This is a genomic window from Mycolicibacterium iranicum (assembly GCF_014190915.1).
GTDB lineage: Bacteria > Actinomycetota > Actinomycetes > Mycobacteriales > Mycobacteriaceae > Mycobacterium > Mycobacterium iranicum_B.
In genome coordinates, this window is sequence record NZ_JACHVU010000001.1 from 142,482 (window position 1) to 160,941 (window position 18,460).

The 18,460-nt window shown below is 70.5% G+C and carries 14 protein-coding genes; 7 read left to right on the top strand and 7 right to left on the bottom strand.

Translation table 11 applies throughout. The features are described from left to right. Nucleotides 1-23: 23 nt before the first annotated feature. The 7 genes from FHR72_RS00635 to FHR72_RS00665 form a co-directional block, all read right to left on the bottom strand. Entirely contained in the window at nt 24-317 is a 294-nt protein-coding gene (locus FHR72_RS00635; protein ID WP_183465980.1) for a type VII secretion protein EsxS, read from the bottom strand. Beyond that, nucleotides 314-1,888 carry a PPE family protein gene (locus FHR72_RS00640; RefSeq protein ID WP_183465981.1) on the bottom strand — a complete coding sequence of 525 codons (1,575 nt, stop codon included), beginning with the start codon at nt 1,886-1,888 and terminating at the stop codon, nt 314-316. Before FHR72_RS00640 ends, FHR72_RS00635 begins: the two co-directional genes overlap by 4 nt. 31 nt (nt 1,889-1,919) lie before the next feature. Continuing rightward, the gene (locus FHR72_RS00645) at nt 1,920-2,228 is read right to left on the bottom strand and encodes a PE family protein (RefSeq protein WP_183465982.1); all 309 of its coding nucleotides are present in this window, start codon (nt 2,226-2,228) and stop codon (nt 1,920-1,922) included. Beyond that, nucleotides 2,228-6,205 carry a type VII secretion protein EccCa gene (gene eccCa, locus FHR72_RS00650; RefSeq protein WP_183465983.1) on the bottom strand — a complete coding sequence of 1,326 codons (3,978 nt, stop codon included), beginning with the start codon at nt 6,203-6,205 and terminating at the stop codon, nt 2,228-2,230. Before eccCa ends, FHR72_RS00645 begins: the two co-directional genes overlap by 1 nt. After that, complete coding sequence (gene eccB, locus FHR72_RS00655; RefSeq protein ID WP_183465984.1) at nt 6,202-7,734, bottom strand: type VII secretion protein EccB; 1,533 nt, start codon at nt 7,732-7,734, stop codon at nt 6,202-6,204. The genes eccCa and eccB overlap by 4 nt, the downstream gene beginning before the upstream one ends. Beyond that, nucleotides 7,731-9,605 carry a type VII secretion AAA-ATPase EccA gene (gene eccA / locus FHR72_RS00660; RefSeq protein ID WP_183465985.1) on the bottom strand — a complete coding sequence of 625 codons (1,875 nt, stop codon included), beginning with the start codon at nt 9,603-9,605 and terminating at the stop codon, nt 7,731-7,733. Before eccA ends, eccB begins: the two co-directional genes overlap by 4 nt. 168 nt (nt 9,606-9,773) lie before the next feature. After that, a complete protein-coding gene (locus FHR72_RS00665; protein WP_183465986.1) occupies nt 9,774-10,673 on the bottom strand; it encodes an oxygenase MpaB family protein in 900 nt (299 codons plus the stop codon). 97 nt (nt 10,674-10,770) lie between these two features. Here FHR72_RS00665 and FHR72_RS00670 point away from each other — a divergent pair, with 97 nt between their 5' ends. The 7 genes from FHR72_RS00670 to FHR72_RS00700 all read left to right on the top strand — a co-directional run bounded on the left by FHR72_RS00670 (nt 10,771) and on the right by FHR72_RS00700 (nt 18,429). Further along, entirely contained in the window at nt 10,771-11,400 is a 630-nt protein-coding gene (locus FHR72_RS00670) for a TetR/AcrR family transcriptional regulator (RefSeq protein ID WP_183465987.1), read from the top strand. Between the two features lie 129 nt (nt 11,401-11,529). Beyond that, a complete protein-coding gene (locus FHR72_RS00675; protein ID WP_183465988.1) occupies nt 11,530-12,666 on the top strand; it encodes an alpha/beta fold hydrolase domain-containing protein in 1,137 nt (378 codons plus the stop codon). An 11-nt stretch (nt 12,667-12,677) separates the two neighbouring features. Next, the gene (locus FHR72_RS00680; RefSeq protein WP_183466545.1) at nt 12,678-13,625 is read left to right on the top strand and encodes a 2-hydroxyacid dehydrogenase; all 948 of its coding nucleotides are present in this window, start codon (nt 12,678-12,680) and stop codon (nt 13,623-13,625) included. Nucleotides 13,626-13,681: 56 nt separating this feature from the next. Beyond that, nucleotides 13,682-15,874 (top strand): acyl-CoA dehydrogenase family protein, encoded by a 2,193-nt coding sequence (locus tag FHR72_RS00685; RefSeq protein WP_183465989.1) that lies wholly within the window; start codon nt 13,682-13,684, stop codon nt 15,872-15,874. A gap of 173 nt (nt 15,875-16,047) precedes the next feature. Further along, complete coding sequence (locus FHR72_RS00690; protein WP_183465990.1) at nt 16,048-16,296, top strand: BatC protein; 249 nt, start codon at nt 16,048-16,050, stop codon at nt 16,294-16,296. A gap of 9 nt (nt 16,297-16,305) precedes the next feature. Beyond that, nucleotides 16,306-17,532, top strand: coding sequence for a cupin domain-containing protein (locus FHR72_RS00695; RefSeq protein ID WP_183465991.1), 1,227 nt, complete (start codon nt 16,306-16,308; stop codon nt 17,530-17,532). A gap of 9 nt (nt 17,533-17,541) precedes the next feature. Then, nucleotides 17,542-18,429: a ferredoxin family protein gene (locus FHR72_RS00700; protein WP_311736007.1), complete on the top strand. Its 888-nt coding sequence runs from the start codon at nt 17,542-17,544 to the stop codon at nt 18,427-18,429. Nucleotides 18,430-18,460 lie beyond the last annotated feature (31 nt).

The following is an 18,460-nucleotide window of genomic DNA, read 5'->3' on the forward strand; positions in this document are numbered from 1 at the left end:
TCCGTGTGCTCGGGTGCGTCGGGTCAGACGACGGGGTAGTTGGCGGCGGCTGCGGCGTCTTCGGCGACGTATGCGCCCGCGGAATCACCGACGTTGGCCTGGGCCATGTCGAGAAGCGCGTTGATCTTCGCCGACACCTCGACGAAGCGGGCGTGTGCCGCCTGGAACGCCCCTGCCGACTCCCCCATGTGGAAGGCCTGCGCGGACTGGGCGGCCCCCTCGGCCTGGGCGATGGTGCTGCGCATCAGTCCTGCCTTCGCGCCGAACGTCGCCTCGGAGGCGACCATCTGCGGAATGTGAGCATCCAGGAGGCTCATGGGTTTTCCTTTCCTTGGTGGTGGTCGTGCTGATCATCTGTGGCGTCCGGGTCCCACGACCCGGGCAGCATCGGAGCCTTGGGGCCACCGCCGAACGAGTCGCCGGCCAGCGTGGTCAGGCCGCCCGCTTCCTCGGCGTCCTTGGCGACGGTGCCGGAGAATCCCATCGGCCCGGCGCCGCGCCCGGACGCCGCGACGCGCGGCTCGGGCGGCGACGACAATCCCGGGCCCGGCTCGTCGTCGTAGTCCATGAACGCGTCGGCGTAACCGCGTCCCTTGATCTCGTCCTTCTGCCTGCGGCGGCGCTTGCGGCGTTCGGCGGCGGAGGCCGCAACCCCCGACGCCGCCGCCGGAATCGACGCCGCCGGCGCCTTCGCACTCGTGGTGTCACGCACCGTCGGTGAGAAGCCTTCACCGGGGTCCCGTCCGGCGATCACATACGGCACGAACGGGGCTGCGGCCGCGGCCGCGCTCCCGGGGGCGGGGGCCGATCCGGCGGAGACGGTGTTCGCCGAGATCGGCGCCCCGCTGGGCGCGGGCGGAGCGCTCATGGTGATCGGGGGGTTCTGCTGGTCGGGCCGTGCGGTCGCGGCCTGCTCCGGGGCCGCGGGCTCCTCGGCAGGCGATTCGAGCGGCGGCACGTTGAGCAGGCCGAGCAGGTGCTGGCCGATGCCGAGCACGATGGCCAGCGTCGTCGCCAGCAGCGGGAGGAGCAGCAGCGACGGGTACAGGATGGATGCGCCGACCCACGAGATCGCCTGGTAGGCAACCGCAGCCAGGAACGGGCCCCACACGATGAGGGCCTGCGCGGGATTGGTCAGGAAGTCGGTGATCAGCTGGATCGTGTTGCCGATCGGGTCGCGCAGGAAGTTGATGATGGGCTCGAACAGGAACCGCAGGAGCTCCCCGTACAGCCGGATGATGTCGGCGATGATGTTCGAGACATCCAGCGCCGCACCGGCGTCGGCGGCCAGAGGCTGTGCGGCCAGCGCCGACATGTCGGCGGCGACCCTGCCGGCCTCCCCCACCCCCGGCTTCAGCACGAACGGGGCCGGGGTGGACGCCGGTGTCGCGGCGAGAGCGGCACCCGAGACCGCTTGATACGTCGCCATCGCGGTGGCGGCCTGAATCCACATCCGGACGTAGTCGGCTTCGTTCAGCGCGATCGGGATCGTGTTGATGCCGAGGAAGTTCGTCCCGACCAGGACCGCGTGCGTGGTGTGGTTGAGCGCCAGTTCGGGCAGGGTGGGCATCATCGCCAGCGCCGACGAGTACGCGGCCGCCGCCGTTTCGTGCTGCACCGCCGCCGCCGCGCTGTTCGCGCTCTGCTGGGCCAGCCACGTGAGGTAGGGGGTGTGCGCCGCGACGTACTGCTCGGAGCTCGGTCCCTCCCAGGATCCGGACTGCACGCCGGCCAGGATGCTGGTGAGCTCTGCTGCCGCAGAGGCATATTCGGTGCTCAGCGACTGCCAGGCGCCCGACGCGGCCATCAGTGACCCCGGCCCGGGGCCGCTGCTGAGCAGCGCCGAGTGGACCTCGGGGGGCAGCGCCATCCACACGGGAGCTGTCACCGGGGCGAGCGAAGCGACGGGGGATGTCATGTCAGCCGCGGGCGATCAGGTAGGTCGAGGCGGCCAGCGCATCCCCGCTGACATAGCTGGCCGCGGATTCGCCCACCCCGAGGCCCGAACGGCCGAGCTCCTCGACACCCTGGGCGGCCACTGCCTGATGCTGTGCGCCGTGGGCGCTGAAGCCCGCCGCGGTCTGCAGCGACACCGCGTCGGCGCCCGGTGGCAGGACGGCGCTCACCACGGGGGCCGCTGCGGCGTGCGCGGCGGCCATCCGGGCGGTGAGTGCCTCCACGGCCGCGCTCGCGGCGGTCAGGCCTTCCGGAACTACTCGCAGGGTCATCAGCTGTATTCCTTTCCGCTGTATCCGGTGTGCGCGACCGCACTCTCGGCGAGGGGATTGACGAGCTGCACGAAGGTGGGGGTGTCCGAGTCGTCGAGCAGCATGGCGCGGCCCACGGGCAGTCTGTGGAAGCGGTGCCCGCGGATCTTGCCGCTGTCCTGCGGGTTGCCCGACAGCAGCAGGGTGGTGGCCTGCAGATCGTTGAGTCGCCGCAGCAGTGGCGCCGTCATCACCGCGTGCGCCGACCCGGCGGCCCTGGCGGTGACGATCACGCGCAGGCCCAGCTCGGGGGCCTGGGCGAGCAGCCCGATCAGGGACGTCCACGGCCGCTGACCGGCGAACGGTCCACTGACCGCGGGGCCGTCGGGAATCTGGTCGACGTCGTCGACGATCAGGTAGTGCAGGTGGTCGCCCGTACCGTCGGCGCCGTTGCGGTAGGTCCACCCGCTCAGCTCCTGCGGGGTCAATCCGGCTGGGGGACGCCGCTTTTCGAGCAGCGCGGACAGCCCGAGCATCGCCGGCAGGACGCGGTCGATGTTGGGGGTGTACTCGTTGTCCGGGAAGATCGGCTCGTCGACGAGTTGCAGGCGCCGGTCGATCACCGTGAACGCGACCTGATCGGGTCGGGAGTTCTCCCGGATCGTGCGGATCAGGTGGCGCAGCAGCGTCGTCTTGCCCGTCTTGGTGTCGCCGAAGACCACCATCAACGGGTTGTCGGCGAAGTCGACCGCGACCGACGCGAGGTCCTCTTCGCGCTGCCCGATGACCACCCGTTCCGGCGCCGGGTAGAGGGTGCCCAGCGCACTGGGCGCGAGGCTCGTCGGCAGCAACCGCACCGGGGGCGCGCTCTGACCCGGGTGGCGGGCGTTGAGCGCGGCGATGGATTCGGTGGCCGGCCGCGCGAACAGGAAGTGTTCGGCGGCCATGGTGAGCCCGCGCCCGGGCTGATCTGCCGGCACGCTCTCGGCGGGCTTGCGCAGCGCACCCACGACCCGCACATTGCTGTCGTGCGCGTCGTGCAGACGCAGTTCGAGCCGCAGGCCGAGCCCGTCGCGCATCGCCAGCGGCACCTCGAGCCAGTTCGGGGTGGTGATGACGACGTGGATGCCGTACGACAGCCCGGTGTTGACCAACTCGGTCACCTTGGCCAGCAACGGGTTACGCGTGTTGAAGGTGTCGGTGTTGTCCCTGCTGAACGCGTACAGGTTGTCGATCAGCAGGAAGACCTCGCCGTAGCCGTCCCGGTACTCGCCGTTGGCGATCGCCGCGCCCTGGCGCTGCCGAGCGCGCAGCAACTGCTCGAGTTCACCGAACGTGCGCCTGATACGTTCGGGCTCCAGCGGGGACGCCACGCTGCCGACGTGTGCCAGCCCGTCCAGGACACGCAGCTGACCGCCGCCGTAGTCCAGGCAGTAGAACGATACGTCGCCGGGGGCGTGCAGTTCGGCTGCGGACAGCACGAATGTCTGCAGCGCGGTGGACTTCCCGGACTTCGGGCCGCCGTGGATGACCATGTTGGCCGCCGCCGAGGTCGCGTCGAAGACCAGTGGATCGCGGCGCATGTCGAAGGGGCGGTCGATCTCGCCGAGCGGCCAGCGCCACTGCCGGGATGCGACGCCGGACCGGGCGAGCACGTCGCGCAGCGGGAGCGCCTCCTCCAGGGGCGGCAGCCACAGCCGGGGCGCGCGCGGCCCGTACTGGGCGAGCTGGTCGCCGATCGTGGCGATCAGCTTGCGCGGCGGGAGGACCTCGACGTCGGCGCCGTCGTCGACGATGACGGTGTCGGGTTCCGGATCGACCCATCCGGCGCTGAACAGCTGCGGCTTCGGGACCGCGTGCACGACGACCGAGCGATCGACGCGCGGCGGCTCGTAGATCCCGTCGACGTAGGTGCTGCGGAACTTGACGGGCAATGCCCCGGGGGCGGGCACCAGAAAGCCAACTCCCTTGTGCTCCCGGCCCGATTCGATGTGGTAGGCGTCTTCGACACCGATGATCTGCCGGGACACGCTCGGGCTCGCGACCTTGAGGCCGACGCGGTAGGACGTGTTCTTGTCGATGTCCTTGATGCGTCCGACGTCGAGCGTCTGCGAGGCGAACAGCAGGTGGATCCGGAACGACCGGCCCTTACGCGCGACGTAGTCGAACAACTCGGCGTACTCGGGGTGGTCGGCGAGCATCAGGGTGAACTCGTCGGCGACCACGAGCAGGGTCGGGATGGGCGGCAGGTCGTGCCCTTCGGCGATCGCGTTCTCGTATTCGGTGACCGAGTTGAAGGCGCTGCCCTGCACCCGCCGTCCGGTGTCCTTGAGGAGCTGCTCGCGGCGGGCGACCTCGCCGCGCAGTGTGTCGGCGAAACGATCTGCCAGCGAACGCTTCTCGGCCATGTTCGAGATGACGGCGACGACCTGCGGGAAGTTGCGGAAGATGTCGGCGCCTGCCTCGCCCTTGAAGTCGGCGTAGATCACGATGAGGCGTTCGGCGGAATGCGTGGTCAGCAGCGACAGCAGGATCGACATCAGGGTCTGCGACTTGCCCGAGCCCGTCATGCCGATCATCAACCCGTGCGGGCCCATTCCGCCTTCGGCTTCGTCCTTGAGGTCGAAGATCAGCGGCTCACCGGTGGAGGTGACCCCGATCGGGACGCGCAGCTCGTCGTCGCGGTTGCGTGGCGCCCACAGCGCGGCGACGTCGAGGGCCGACGCGTCCGGGATGCCCAGCAGCGTGGTGAAGGTCGCGCCGCTGGTCGTCGCGGAGCGGCCGTGGCCGGGGTTGGAGTCCCACCGGGACAACCGCCGGGCGATGTGGCGCGCGTCGTCGGAGCCGAGGCTGTCGGCCCGATCGACGTAGCCGGCCCAGGTTCCGTTCTGCCAGCGCGTGATCCGGCCGTCGGCGACCCGCAGGACGGGACGTTCCGGATCCGGGTACTGCTCGCGATCCGGTTCGGTGGTGGCGCGGTGGATCACCGTGACGCCGGCCAGGCCGCGGCCGACGAAGTCGGCGGGGTCGGCATCGGGGTCGTCGAGAACGATGAGCAGATGTTTGGTGGTGGCCGACCCGTCACCGGTGAAGGCACCGCGCTCGGCCAGCGCCGGCGCGAGCAGGCGGCGCAGGTCCGCGGCGTCGGCGGCCAGGTAGCGCGCCGGGCCGACGCCGTCGACCCGGCCCGGGATGTCGACGTGAGGCAGCCACTTGAGCCACGACCAGGAGTTGGACTCCACTCCGGTTCCGGCGTAGGCGATTCCGAGTACCGACGGGTCGTGCCAGGTCATGGCCTGGGCGATCCATGCGCGCAGGGCGCCGGTGACCTCGGAGCCGGTGCCGGTCACCGCGATGCGCGCGACGCGGGCCAGGTCGATCCCGGTGGGCGCGGCGTGCAGCGTGCGCTGTGTGTCGAGGAGGCCACGCAAGGTGCTGTGCGACACGGGCTCCAGGTCGATCTCGTTCGCGGTGTCCTTGACCCGCAGGGTGGCGGCCAGGGCCTGGTCGTGCAAGCCGGCGCGCAGGATCAGGAAGTCGCTGTCGTGCGGGTCGCGTTCCCACTGCCTACGGGTTCCCGGGATACGGGCCAGCGCAGCGGGTTCCGGATGCGACCACTCCAGCGCCGCACGCTGTTCATCGGCGTGGGCGCGGACGTTGTCCCGAACCACCGACAGGTAGCGCAGGTAGTCGGCGCGCTCGGCGTCGACCTCCTCGGTACGCATCTTGTTGTCGGTGCCGCGGTAGAGGGCGGTCGCGGCGAGCAGCAGCACGAACGGGAAGAACAGCGTGGTCGGCGAGATCAGCCGCAGCCCCGTCGCGACGAGCGCCACGATCATCCCGACGATGAGGATGACGATCAGGTACGGCAGCGCGCGTCGCAGCAGCGAGGGCGGTACGACGCGGGGCAGTTCGGGGGGCGGTTCGATGGCGATGGCGCCCTTGCGCACCACCGGGGCCGGCACCCGCTTGCGGTGCTCGAAGATCAACCTGCTCATGGGGTCTCCACTCGGGCCGGCGCGGCATTGGGCGCCAGGGTGTCGTGGGCCAGCAGCGCGTCGTCACGCGACAGCGTGGGCCCCTCGGCGAATTGGGACAGCACCGACCACGGGACGGGCAGCGGTGCGGAGGTGAGGCCGAGCGCCGACACGGTGTCCGAATCCGAACCGGTGGCAGCGGCGTTGTCGATGCCGTAGCGCACTCCGGTGTCGCTCACCCAGAACAGCGATCCCGAACTCTCGACGAAGTACCCGCTGCCCGGGGGCAGGGCTACCTGGTTCGCCGGCCCGTCCGGGGCGCCGGAGCTCACCAGCCCCACGGTGCGCAGCCCGTCCGGGACCGGGAGTGCGGCGCCCGACAGCAACGTCAGCGAACTGGTCTGTGCGCCCTCGGGTTTCGACCACGCCGCGCAGAGGACGGGGTCGGCTGCGGTGTCGACGAGGGTGACGCGCTCGCGCGGGTAGGCCTCGGTGTTCACGGCGCGCGCCTCGGGGATGCGCGCCACGACATCGGCGTCCAGGCGCGGAGGCGCGGCGAGGCCCCACGAGTTGGTGTTGCGCAGGATCGCCGCCACCACCGGGGAGACCGGTTGCAGTCCGTCGGTCAGCACCACGTAGTGCCGCATGCTGTCGGCCGAGCCGTCGGTGTCGAATGCCACCACGACCGCGCCCACCGGGAACGGTTCGGGCAGGCCGATGTTCGAGGGCAGGCCGGCGTTCGGGACGGCCGGGCTCGTCAGCGCGGGCGCTTCCGGGATCGCGTTGAACAGGCCGACGGCGATCGGTTGCGGCGCAGCGGCGTCCACGCCGATCCCGAGGCCCGAGGTGACCGCGCGGTCGGCGAGGTCGACGGGGCTGCGCTTTCCGTCCCACAGCAGCCACGTCCGGCCGCCGTTCTCGGCCAGGACGGCCTGGCCCGAGGCGAGCGTGGCCGCCCGTTCGCCGCTCTCGTCGGGCCTGCCCGCGATCACGGTGACGCCGGTGACGTCGCCTGCGGCGGCGTCGCACACCGTCCAGTACGCGTCGCGAGTCGTGTTGGCCACCATGCGTTCCGGGGCGCCGGGAATGCCGAGCAGATTACCGCGGGGGAACTGGTCGAGCTCGCTGCTCTTGACCATGGCCGGGTTGTCCGCCCGGCCGGTGATCAATCGCGCGGACGTCAGATTCAGCACCGGATGGAGCTGGTCTCCGAGCCGCACGTAGAGCGCCGCGGTGTCCCGGTCGGCCAGGACCGCATCGGTTCCCGCGTCCCCGGACGGCCGGATCAGCGAGAACAGGAAGCAGCCGATGACGCCGGTCACGAGGATCAGCGCGCCGACGAGCACGGAGCGCGACTGGGTGCGCAGCGGATCGACGAGCATCCTGGTGTCGTGCAGCGCCACGCCGGAGGCGATGCGGCGCATGACGAACCGCCAGCCGGTGACCTGGTGGCGCGTCACGAAGCCACGCCGGTAGGTGACCTGCTCGGGATTCTCGTTGGTGGGGGTACGCGAGGTGAACGACCGCCGCTCCCCGTCCGGGGTGCTCACTGCTGTTCCGGCAGTCGCTGCGGCACGGACAGACCGAGGCCACGCAGCAGCGGGCCCGCGGAATTGCCGACGTCGGTGGCGGTGATGGTCATGAGCTCGTCGTCGGTGAAGTCGTCGGCTTCGTCGTTCGAACCGACCGGGCGCGGTGTGTGATCGAGCCGGTACTCCCGTTCCTCCTCGGACCGTTCGACGAGGTTGCGCACGAAACGGCCGTTACCGGCGATGTCGAGGCTGCGGCGGTCCACCCCGTTGCCGTCGGGACTGGAGGACGCCGCGAGGTGGGCGAACAGTCGCTCCATGTCGGAACGGGCTGCGTCTTCGAAGTGCGAATCGCGCTTCTCGGCCATGCGCGTGGCGATTTCGACGAGCTCCTTCGGTGAGTACGACGGGAAGTCGATGCTGCGGGTGAACCGGGACCGCAGACCCTCGTTGGTGTCGAGGAACGTGTCGAGGTCCTTGCGGTAGCCCGCGACGATCACGACCAGGCGGTCGCGGTCGTTCTCCATCCGGGCGAGCAGCGTGTCGATCGCGACCAGCCCGAAATCGTTCTTGGCGCCGGTGGACACCAGCGCGTACGCCTCGTCGAGGAACAGCACACCGTCCAGTGCGCTGTCGATGATGGCGTTCGTCTTGGCCTCGGTCTCGCCGATGTGCTGGCCGATCAGGTCGGCCCGGTGCACCTCGCGCACCGTCTCCTTCTTCAGCAGCCCCAGCCCGCAGTAGATCTTGGCGACCACGCGGGCGATGGTGGTCTTACCCGTTCCGGGCGGGCCGGCGAAGACCAGGTGGTTGGTGCGCTGGGCGACGGCCAGACCGCGCTCCTGACGCCGAATGGCCATCGCCACAGAGCTTTTCAGTCTCGCGACCTGGTACTTGACCTCTTCGAGGCCGATGAACTCGGCGAGTTCGGCCTCCGCTTCGACGAGGAGGTGGGCCTTGCGATCCTTGGCGCCGGGGTCGACGAAGTCGGCTTCGCCCGGCTCGGTCTCCGGATCCCACGGGTTGCTGCGCGCCTCGATGCGCGCGGCCGTCGTGGTCGGGATCCCGAAGCTGGTGTCCAGCAACGCTTCTTCGATCTGCGCGTGGTCGGGGTTCGCGGCGTAGAGCTCCTGCAGCAGCTGCTGGGCCTCGTCGTCCTCCCCCTGCGCGCGCAGGGACAGCGCCTTGGCCAGACCACCGTCGACGGTGGCGACCGCGACCGGGCCGTCGGGCCGTTCCAGATGCGAGAGCGCCGGGGCGAACATGCCGAGCCGGGCGAGCGCGATGCCCAGCGTGATGCGGGCGGCATGCGCGCAGGTCTCGTCGAGGGTCTGGTCGGTGACCAGGGGGGTCAGCATCCGGACGACATCGGACCAGCGCCCCGTGCGGTGGTAGACGGCCACCCGAACCCAGCGGGCCTCGAACCATCCCCGGCGCCGCTGCAGGAGGGAGTCCACGAGTTCGTCGGCTTCCTCGTAGCGGGAGGCGTCGGAGAGGCGCACCGCGTAGGCCAGCGCGAAATCGTCGCGGTCGGTCGCGCGGAACTGCAGGTACAACCCGCTGTCGTACTGGAACCCGAGCGCCTCGGGAGCCAGGTCGATCTCGCGCTGGAGCCGGCCGGCGGTGGCGGCCGACGTCTGCCAGATGGCCTCGATCACCTGGGGTGAGACGTCGCCGGCCGCGGCCAGGCCCGTCCAGGCGTCGCACTGATCGTTGGCGATGCGGGTCAGCGCGGCGAACCCCGACCGGGCCGCGCTCAGATCTGCCGGCCGGCGGCGGTCGTGTACGGACAACCCCAGCGCGCGGCAGCACGTGGCGAACCGGCTGACCACGTCCTGATCGACGCGGGCCGTCCCGGGCGGAGCCGCGAGCGTGTCACTTCCAATGTCCATGAACTGTGTCCGCGGAAGCGGCCATCTGCCCAGTTCTGGACGCCGGCCCCCCGCCATCTCCCTTGCAAGGCTTATGTATGGCTAAGCTAACTTTGGCTGAAGTTAGCATCGCATAACCAAAGTGTCGAGACGCACGGGTTCGGGGCGCCGGCGCGGGCCGGCGACCTGCTACACCAGCGGACGCCCGGTCCGGATCCGCCAGTCCAGATCCTTGAGCAGCACGTTGAACGGGAACTGCCGGACGAATCTGGGCGAAATTCGGTTGAGGGTGCGCAGCACGGCGATGAGGCGGTCGAAACGGCGCTGCCGGTCCGGCCCCCACGGCAGGCGCATCTCGTCGCGGAAGCGCTGCGGCAAGAAGCCGGTCGTGATCAGCAGGGCCATGCTTTCGGCCCGCCGCTGCAGCGGCGCGGGCAGCGTCATCCCCCGCAGTCGCGACGCCGCGATCGGGTAGAGGTACTCCCGCACGGTGTCGTCGATGTGCACCTGGTCGAGCGATTCGGACCAGTAGCGGTCGAACGCGGCCCGGTCGGCGGGCCACATGCTCTCGGGCACCTGCAGCATGGTGCCCAGGGCGCGCCCCTGCAGGTAGAGCCGGTCCGCGGTCGCCTCGTCCATCTCCCCGACGAACAATCGGTGCACGTCGACGACACCCTTGTAGAGGCAGGCGCCGACCCACAGCTGCAGCTTCTTGTCGAACGCGTGGTACTTCACCGGGCTCTCCTCGGTGGAGAACACCTGCCGGTGGGCGCCGTCGACGGCGGCGCGGAATGCGGCCTGCTGGGCCGGGGTGCCGTTGGTCGAGACCGCGAGGTAGGTGAACGTGGTGCGGGCGCGCTTGATCGGGTGCCGGTCGACGCGGCCGCTCTCGACGCGGCTCTCCAGCACGCCGTAGCCGACACCCGGCCGGGCCAGCTGCATGATCACGTTCGCGGGGCCCGCGAGCAGCCCGAGGCCGAGCATGCCGCCGTCGTCGGGGCCGGTGGGCGCGCTGCGGCGGACACCCGTGTCGCTGATCGGGCGTTCCACCACCGGCAGGGGTGCGTCGACCGACTCGTTCAGGGTCATGGATCAGGCTCCTCTGCCGGCGATGGTGTTCCCGCGGCGCGCAAAAGTGCGAACGCCGGTTTCCTGATATTGCTCCGGCCGCCGACCGAGTGTCAATATGGGACACATGGGCCAAGTCCGTCCGTACCGCGGCGTGGAGGCACCGCAACGGGTCGCCGAACGCCGCCGCCGACTTCTCGAAGCCGGCCTGGACCTGCTCGGTGGCAAACCGACGCCGTCCGACCTGACCGTGCGGGCGATCTGCGCGCAGTCGGGGCTGGCGGCCCGCTACTTCTACGAGAGCTTCGCCGACAAGGACGTCTTCGTCGGCGCGGTCTTCGACTGGGTCATCGGCGACATCGCCGCGACCACACAGGCCGCAGTGGCCACCGCCCCGGTGCGGGAACAGAGCCGGGCCGGCATGGCCAACGTCGTGCGGGTCATCTCCGACGACGTCCGCGTGGGCAGGCTGCTGTTCAGCGCCCATCTCGACAATCCGGTCGTGGTGCGCAAGCGGGCCGAGTCGGGTGCGCTGTTCGCACTGCTGTCCGGCCAGCATGCCGGTGTCGCACTACAGCTCGAGCAGAACGACCGCATCAAGGCAGCGGGGCACTTCGTGGTCGGAGGTGTCGCGCAGACCCTGAGCGCGTGGCTGGCCGGCGACCTGTCCTTCACCCCTGCGCAGCTCGCCTCTCAGCTCGGGGCGCTGATCGACCAGCTCGCCGACCCGGCGCTCTACCGCGACTAGCCCGGGACCGGCCGGCGGCGGTGGGCCGCGGTCTCTGGCCAGGGGCCCGAACGGAATCTAACATCAGTGTCAGTTTCGGATCGGCAGGTCGCTGCACCCGAGGATCCACCACCCGGAGGCCGGACACCCATGAGCCGAACGACCGCCACCCAGACACCAGGTGTCACCCGGGAATTCGTCGGGCTCGACTCGACCACCGCACGCCGCGCCGGCTCGGGCGGGCACCCGTGCCAGGGCCTCTACCACCGCGGCATGGGCCGCAAGCCCAAGGTCGCGATGATCGCCGCGCACTACCAGATCGATTTCTCCGAGCACTATCTCGCCGACTACATGGCCACTCGGGGCATCGGGTTCCTCGGGTGGAACACCCGCTTCCGCGGGTTCGAGAGCAGCTTCCTGCTCGATCACGCGCTGGTCGACATCGGGGTCGGGGTGCGCTGGCTGCGCGAGGCCCAAGGGATCGAAACCGTGATCCTGCTGGGTAATTCGGGTGGCGGCTCGCTGATGGCCGCCTATCAGGCCAACGCGGTCGACCGGCACGTGACCCCGCTGGAGGGAATGCGCCCCGCCGCGGGGCTCGACGACCTCCCGGCTGCCGACGGCTACGTGGCCAGCGCCGCGCACCCGGGTCGTCCCGACGTGCTGACCGCCTGGATGGACGCCGCGGTGGTCGACGAAAACGACGCCGTGGCAACAGATCCCGACCTCGACCTGTTCAACGAGCGCAACGGCCCGTCCTACGACGCCGAGTTCGTGAGCCGTTACCGCGCGGCCCAGGTCGCGCGCAACGAGGCGATCACCGACTGGGCGGAGGCCGAACTCGTCCGCGTCCGGGCCGCGGGATTCTCCGACCGCCCGTTCACCGTGATGCGCACGTGGGCCGACCCGCGGATGGTCGATCCCGGGCTCGAACCCACCAGGCGGCCGGCCAACATGTGTTACGCCGGAGTGCCCGCGCGGGCCAATCGCTCGACCCACGGCATCGCCGCGGCCTGCACCCTGCGCAACTGGCTGGGCATGTGGAGCCTGCGTCATGCCCAGACGCGCGCCGAGCCCCATCTCGCGCGCATCACCTGCCCCGCGCTGGTGATCACCGCCGAGCAGGACACCGGTGTGTTCCCCTCCGACGCCCAGCGCATCCTGGAGGCGCTCGGTAGCCCGGACAAGGCGCTGCAGGCGATGGACACCGACCACTACTTCACGACGCCGGGATCACGCTCGGAGAAGGCCGATACGATCGCCAAGTGGATCACGCGCCGGTGGTGACGGCGCCGGGGTTGAAGGTTCTGGCGCACTTCGTCCCCGGCGCGAAGGTCATCGATTTCCTTGCCCCGCACACACATTGGCTGGACATCAGATACTGCGCCGAGGACGACGAGGAGACGTTCTACCGCGAGCTGCCCCAGGTCGACGTGCTCTGGCATGTGCTGCGGCCCCTGACCGGCGACGACCTCGCCAAGGCCCCGGCGCTGCGACTGGTGCACAAGATGGGGGCCGGCGTGAACACCATCGACGTCGCCGCGGCGACCGCGCGCGGTGTCCCCGTGGCCAACATGCCCGGCGCCAACGCGGCATCGGTCGCCGAGGGCACGCTGCTGCTGATGCTGGCCGCGCTGCGCCGGCTCCCCGAACTCGACCGCGCCACGCGCGCGGGCGCCGGTTGGCCGTCGGATCCGACGCTCGGCGAGACGGTCCGCGACATCGGCGGGTGCACCGTCGGGCTGGTCGGCTACGGCAATGTCGCCAAGCAGGTCGAGCGCATCCTGCTCGCGCTGGGCGCTGACGTGCGGCACACCAGTACCCGCGACGACGGCTCCCCGCAGTGGCGGGCGCTGCCCGACCTGCTCGCCGAGAGCGACATCGTCTCGCTGCACCTGCCGTTGACCGACGCGACGCACGGACTCCTCGGCCGGGAGGCGTTCGCGCGCATGAAGTCCGACGCGGTGCTGGTCAACACCTCGCGGGGACCGATTGTCGACGAGGCCGCGCTGGTAGAAGCCCTACGGTCGGGATCCCTGGCCGCCGCCGGGCTCGACGTGTTCGCCACCGAACCCGTGCCCGCCGACAACCCGCTGCTCACACTGCCCAACGTCGTCCTCACCCCGCACGTCACCTGGTACACGGCCGACACGATGCGCCGCTATCTGGAGTTCGCGGTCGACAACTGCGAACGGTTGCGTGACGGACGCGACCTCGCCAACGTGGTGAACCAGGTGGCGAGGTAACCTCGGTCCCAACCAACCGGTTGGGACCAGTCACGACGACGTGAAGAGGTGCAGCTATGCCCATCGCGATCCTTGAAGAGCACAACGACCTCGCCGATTCGGTGCGCGCTTTCGTGCAGCGGGTCGCCCCGTCGGACGTGCTGCACGAAGCCCTCGAGACACCTGTGCCCAACCCGCCGCCGTACTGGAAGTCGGCCGCCGAGCAGGGGCTGCAGGGTGTTCACCTCGCCGAGTCGGTCGGCGGACAGGGCTTCGGCGTACTCGAGCTCGCCATCGTCGCCGCGGAGTTCGGGTACGGCGCCGTGCCGGGCCCGTTCGTCCCGTCGGCCATCGCCAGCCTGCTCATCTCCGCCCACGACCCCGAGGCCGAAGTGCTCTCCGGGCTCGCCTCCGGGGAGGTCATCGGCGCCTACGCGATCGACTCGGGACTGACCGCGACCCGGCACGGCGACGGGCTCGTGATCCGCGGCGAGGTGCGGGCCGTGCCGGCAGCCGCACAGGCCTCGGTGCTGGTGCTGCCCGTCGCCATCGAATCCGGTGAGGAATGGGTGGTCTTCGACGCCGACCAGCTCGAGATCGAGCCGGTGGCCAGTGTGGACCCGCTGCGCCCGATCGCGCACGTGCGCGTCAATGCCGTCGAGGTCGGAGACGACCGCGTGCTGGGCACTGTGAGCCGCGGCCTGGCACGGGCCCTCATCACCACGGTGCTGGCCGCCGAGGCGATCGGCGTGGCGCGCTGGGCGACGGACACCGCGTCGGAGTACGCCAAGATCCGCGAGCAGTTCGGCAGGCCGATCGGTCAGTTCCAGGCCATCAAGCACAAGTGCGCGGGCATGATCGCCGAAACCGAGCGGGCCACCGCAGCCGTCTGGGACGCGGCGCGCTCGATCGACGAGCATCGCGCGAACCCCGAGGGCGACAGCCGTTTCGAGTTCGCCGCGGCCGTCGCGGCGACGCTGGCGCCGGTGGCGGCCCAGCACTGCGCCCAGGACTGCATCCAGGTGCACGGCGGCATCGGCTTCACCTGGGAGCACGACACCAACGTCTACTACCGCCGCGCCATCGTGCTGGCCGCCTGCTTCGGCCGGGCCGCCGACCACCCTCAGCAGGTGGTGGACACCGCGACGAGCACCGGCATGCGGTCCATCGACATCGACCTCGACCCCGACACCGAGAAGCTGCGCGAGGAGATCCGCGCCGAAGTCGCTGCGCTGAAAGCCATTCCGAAAGAAGAGCGGTTCACCGCCATCGCCGAGGGCGGCTGGGTGCAGCCGCATCTGCCCAAGCCGTGGGGCCGCGCCGCGAGCCCGATAGAGCAGATCATCATCGCCCAGGAGTTCTCCAGCGGACGCGTACGCCGGCCGCAGATGGGCATCGCCGCCTGGATCATCCCGTCGATCGTGGCGTACGGGACCGACGAACAGCAGCAGCAGTTCCTCCCGCCGACCTTCCGCGGCGAGATGATCTGGTGCCAGCTGTTCTCCGAGCCGGGCGCGGGTTCGGACCTGGCGAGCCTGACCACGAAGGCCACCAAGGTCGAGGGCGGCTGGCGGATCACCGGCCAGAAGATCTGGACCACCGGCGCCCAGTACTCCGCATGGGGCGCGCTGCTGGCCCGCACCGATCCGAGCGCTCCGAAGCACCAGGGCATCACGTATTTCCTGCTCGACATGAAGGCCGAGGGCGTCGAGGTCAAACCGCTGCGCGAGCTGACCGGCAACGCGATGTTCAACACGGTCTTCATCGACGACGTGTTCGTTCCGGACAACATGGTGCTCGGGGAGGTGGACCGCGGCTGGGAGGTCAGCCGCAACACCCTGACCAACGAGCGGGTGTCGATCGGCAGCAGTGAGCCGCCGTTCCTGGCCAGCCTGGACCAGTTCGTCGAGTTCGTCCGCGACGGACATTTCGACCAGATCGAGCAGCACGAAGCGGGACGGCTCATCGCCGAGGGACACGCCGCCAAGCTGCTGAACATGCGGTCGACGCTGCTGACGCTCGCCGGCGGCGATCCGATGCCCGCCGCGGCCATCTCGAAGCTGCTGTCGATGAAGACCGGCCAGGGGTACGCCGAGTTCGGGGTGTCGTCGTTCGGCACCGAGGCCGCCATCGGCGACCAGAACGAGCTGTCGGGCAAGTGGGCCGAGTATCTGCTGGCCGGCCGCGCGACCACGATCTACGGCGGCACCTCCGAGGTACAGCTGAACATCATCGCCGAGCGCCTGCTGGGACTCCCCCGGGATCCGTAGACCCGCGACGCCGGGGGCTGCTGATGAAGTTAGCCGACCCTGGTGTTTCGGCTGCTCCTCGGCGGGGCAAACCCCCGACGCGCGCAGCCCGCGCACGCTTCGAAGCGTCACCTCTTCACGGCGCCGAGGCGTTCCGGAGATCCCCTCGGGGATGACAGTGGAAAGAGACCCCCATGGCGCTCGACGACGACGACATCAGCACCTCCTCTGCCGGCGGCGAAGGCACGGCCGACGGTGGAAGCAACCCCGAAGGCCATGACGGCGGAGCCGACGGCACCGCAGGCGGCGAAGGCACCGCCGACGGCGGAAGCAACCCCGAAGGCCATGACGGCGGAGCCGACGGCACCGCAGGCGGCGAAGGCACCGCCGACGGCGGAAGCAACCCCGACGGTCACGACGGCGGCGCCGACGGCACCGCCTGAGGCCGGCTTGTGCTCAGCCGTTGCATCGGCATCGACCCCGATGTCTTCGCCGCCGAGTACTGGGGGCGCAAGCCGCTGCTGAGCCGTTCTGACGCGCTGCCCCGCGACTTCTGCGATCTGCTCTCGCCCGACATGGTCGACGAGCTCATCGCCGAGCGCGGGGTACGCGCGCCGTTCCTGCGGCTGGCCAAAGAGGGGCGGGTGCTCGCGAAGGACTCCTACCTCGGGCCCGCCGGCTTCGGCGCCGAGATCGCCGACCAGGTCGACTCGGCCAAGGTGCTGGCGCAACTGGACTCCGGTGCCACGGCAGTCCTGCAGGGGCTGCACCGGCTGTGGCCGCCGCTCATCGACTTCGTGCAGCAGGCGGTGGCCGACATCGGGCACCCGGTTCAGGCCAACGCCTACATCACCCCACCCGGCAACCGCGGGTTCGACTTCCACCACGACGTCCACGACGTGTTCGTGCTGCAGGTGTCGGGGACCAAGCGGTGGATCGTGCACGAACCCGTGCACCGGCATCCGCTTCCCGCGCAGGCGTGGACGCACTACCGCGAGCAGATCGAGGAGCGGGTCACCGCCGATCCGGTGCTCGACACGGTGCTCTCGGCCGGCGACGCGCTCTACCTCCCCCGCGGCTGGGTCCATGCGGCCCAGGCGATGGACACGACGTCGATCCACCTGACCCTGGGTGTGTCGGCGACCACCGGGTTGGACGTCGCCCGCGCCGTCCTCGACGAACTCGGCCAGTTCGAGGAGTTCCGGGCCTCCCTGCCCATGGGCTCCGACCCCACGGACGCCGACCAGATCGCGGCGACGACCGCGAAGGTCATCGCCGACATGGTCGCCCACCTGCGTGACAACGCGCAGACGCTCAGCACGGCGGCCGCCGACCGGCTGATCACACGGCACTCGTCACGCACACGACCCGAGGCCGTCCGTCCGCTCGCCACCCTGCGGGCGGCCGAGCAGGCGGACACTTCCGCGGTGCGGTGGCGCAGCGCCCTGCACGCCACCGTCGACCAGGTCTCCGGTGCGCGGGTCAGCCTGCGGTTACCCGACAAGACCATCACTTTCCCGGACACCTGCGCGGCAGCGCTGCGCGACATTCTCACCGGCCACGCCGTCGCGGCGGCGGCGTTGCCCGGTCTCGACGCCGCCGACGGCGCCGTGCTGATCCGGCGGCTGCTGCGCGAAGGTGTCGTGGTCCCCGCCGACGCCCCGGAAACCCGTCCCTAGGCTTGCTGCGTGACGACTGCCAAACGCGCGCCGTGCAGCCAGCAGTCCCTGGCGCGCGACGAGCCGATGTTCGGCACCGCATCCGCCGGCGCGACCTGGCTTCTCCTGGAGCTGGAGGGCGGATGGGGGCCGTCGGCGTTCCTGCAGTCACCCGCGTCTATCGAGCCAGACCTCGGCCGCGCGATCGTGCGCCGCGCCGAGTCCGCCGGGATGCGCATCGCCGCGATCCGGCGGCACGGCCGGCGCACGCAGACGCCGCGCTGGCGGTGGTTCGTGGCCAAGGCCGACGTCGGCCGGCACAAGCTCCTACAGGGTGAGGTCGACGGCCCGGGCGACTACCTCGACCTCGACCTCAGTGGAGCGGACGGCACCGAGTCTCCCGACCCGCTGGTGGCGGTGTGCGCCCACGGCAAACACGACCAGTGCTGCGCGGTGCGGGGGCGCGCCGCGGTTGCCGCCATCAGCGCCGCCTACCCCGAATTCACCTGGGAGTGTTCGCATCTTGGTGGCGACCGGTTCGCTGCGACGATGCTGATCCTTCCGGAGGGGCTCTGCTACGGCCGGGTCGACGGCACCGACGCCGCCGGCCTCGTGCGGCTGTACCTGGACGGGCGACTCGACGACCGGTTCCTGCGCGGCCGCACCTCGCTGCCCCACGTGGTCCAGGCCGCCCAGCATTTCGCGCGGCAGCACCACGGCGAGGACCGGATCGAGGCGCTTGCGCCCGTCAGCGTCGAGACCGTCGAAGACGGGGCCCGGGTCGTGCTGGCGACGGATACGGGATCGGTGGAAGTCGTTCTGGACCAGCAGATGTCGGAACCGCTGTTCTCCCAGTGCCGCGCCACGGTGGCGGGCCCCGTCCGGACCTACCGATTGCGTTCGCTTACCGAACTGTGACGCTGCAGGCCGCAGGGCCCGGCGCAGCACC

What these genes read in the sequence shown, in the direction of transcription:
- FHR72_RS00635 (WP_183465980.1), bottom strand. Translation starts at nt 317, where the DNA reads ATGAGCCTCCTGGATGCTCACATTCCGCAGATGGTCGCCTCCGAGGCG.
- FHR72_RS00645 (WP_183465982.1), bottom strand. Translation starts at nt 2,228, where the DNA reads ATGACCCTGCGAGTAGTTCCGGAAGGCCTGACCGCCGCGAGCGCGGCC.
- eccCa (WP_183465983.1), bottom strand. Translation starts at nt 6,205, where the DNA reads ATGAGCAGGTTGATCTTCGAGCACCGCAAGCGGGTGCCGGCCCCGGTG.
- eccA (WP_183465985.1), bottom strand. Translation starts at nt 9,605, where the DNA reads ATGGACATTGGAAGTGACACGCTCGCGGCTCCGCCCGGGACGGCCCGC.
- FHR72_RS00665 (WP_183465986.1), bottom strand. Translation starts at nt 10,673, where the DNA reads ATGACCCTGAACGAGTCGGTCGACGCACCCCTGCCGGTGGTGGAACGC.
- FHR72_RS00670 (WP_183465987.1), top strand. Translation starts at nt 10,771, where the DNA reads ATGGGACACATGGGCCAAGTCCGTCCGTACCGCGGCGTGGAGGCACCG.
- FHR72_RS00675 (WP_183465988.1), top strand. Translation starts at nt 11,530, where the DNA reads ATGAGCCGAACGACCGCCACCCAGACACCAGGTGTCACCCGGGAATTC.
- FHR72_RS00685 (WP_183465989.1), top strand. Translation starts at nt 13,682, where the DNA reads ATGCCCATCGCGATCCTTGAAGAGCACAACGACCTCGCCGATTCGGTG.
- FHR72_RS00690 (WP_183465990.1), top strand. Translation starts at nt 16,048, where the DNA reads ATGGCGCTCGACGACGACGACATCAGCACCTCCTCTGCCGGCGGCGAA.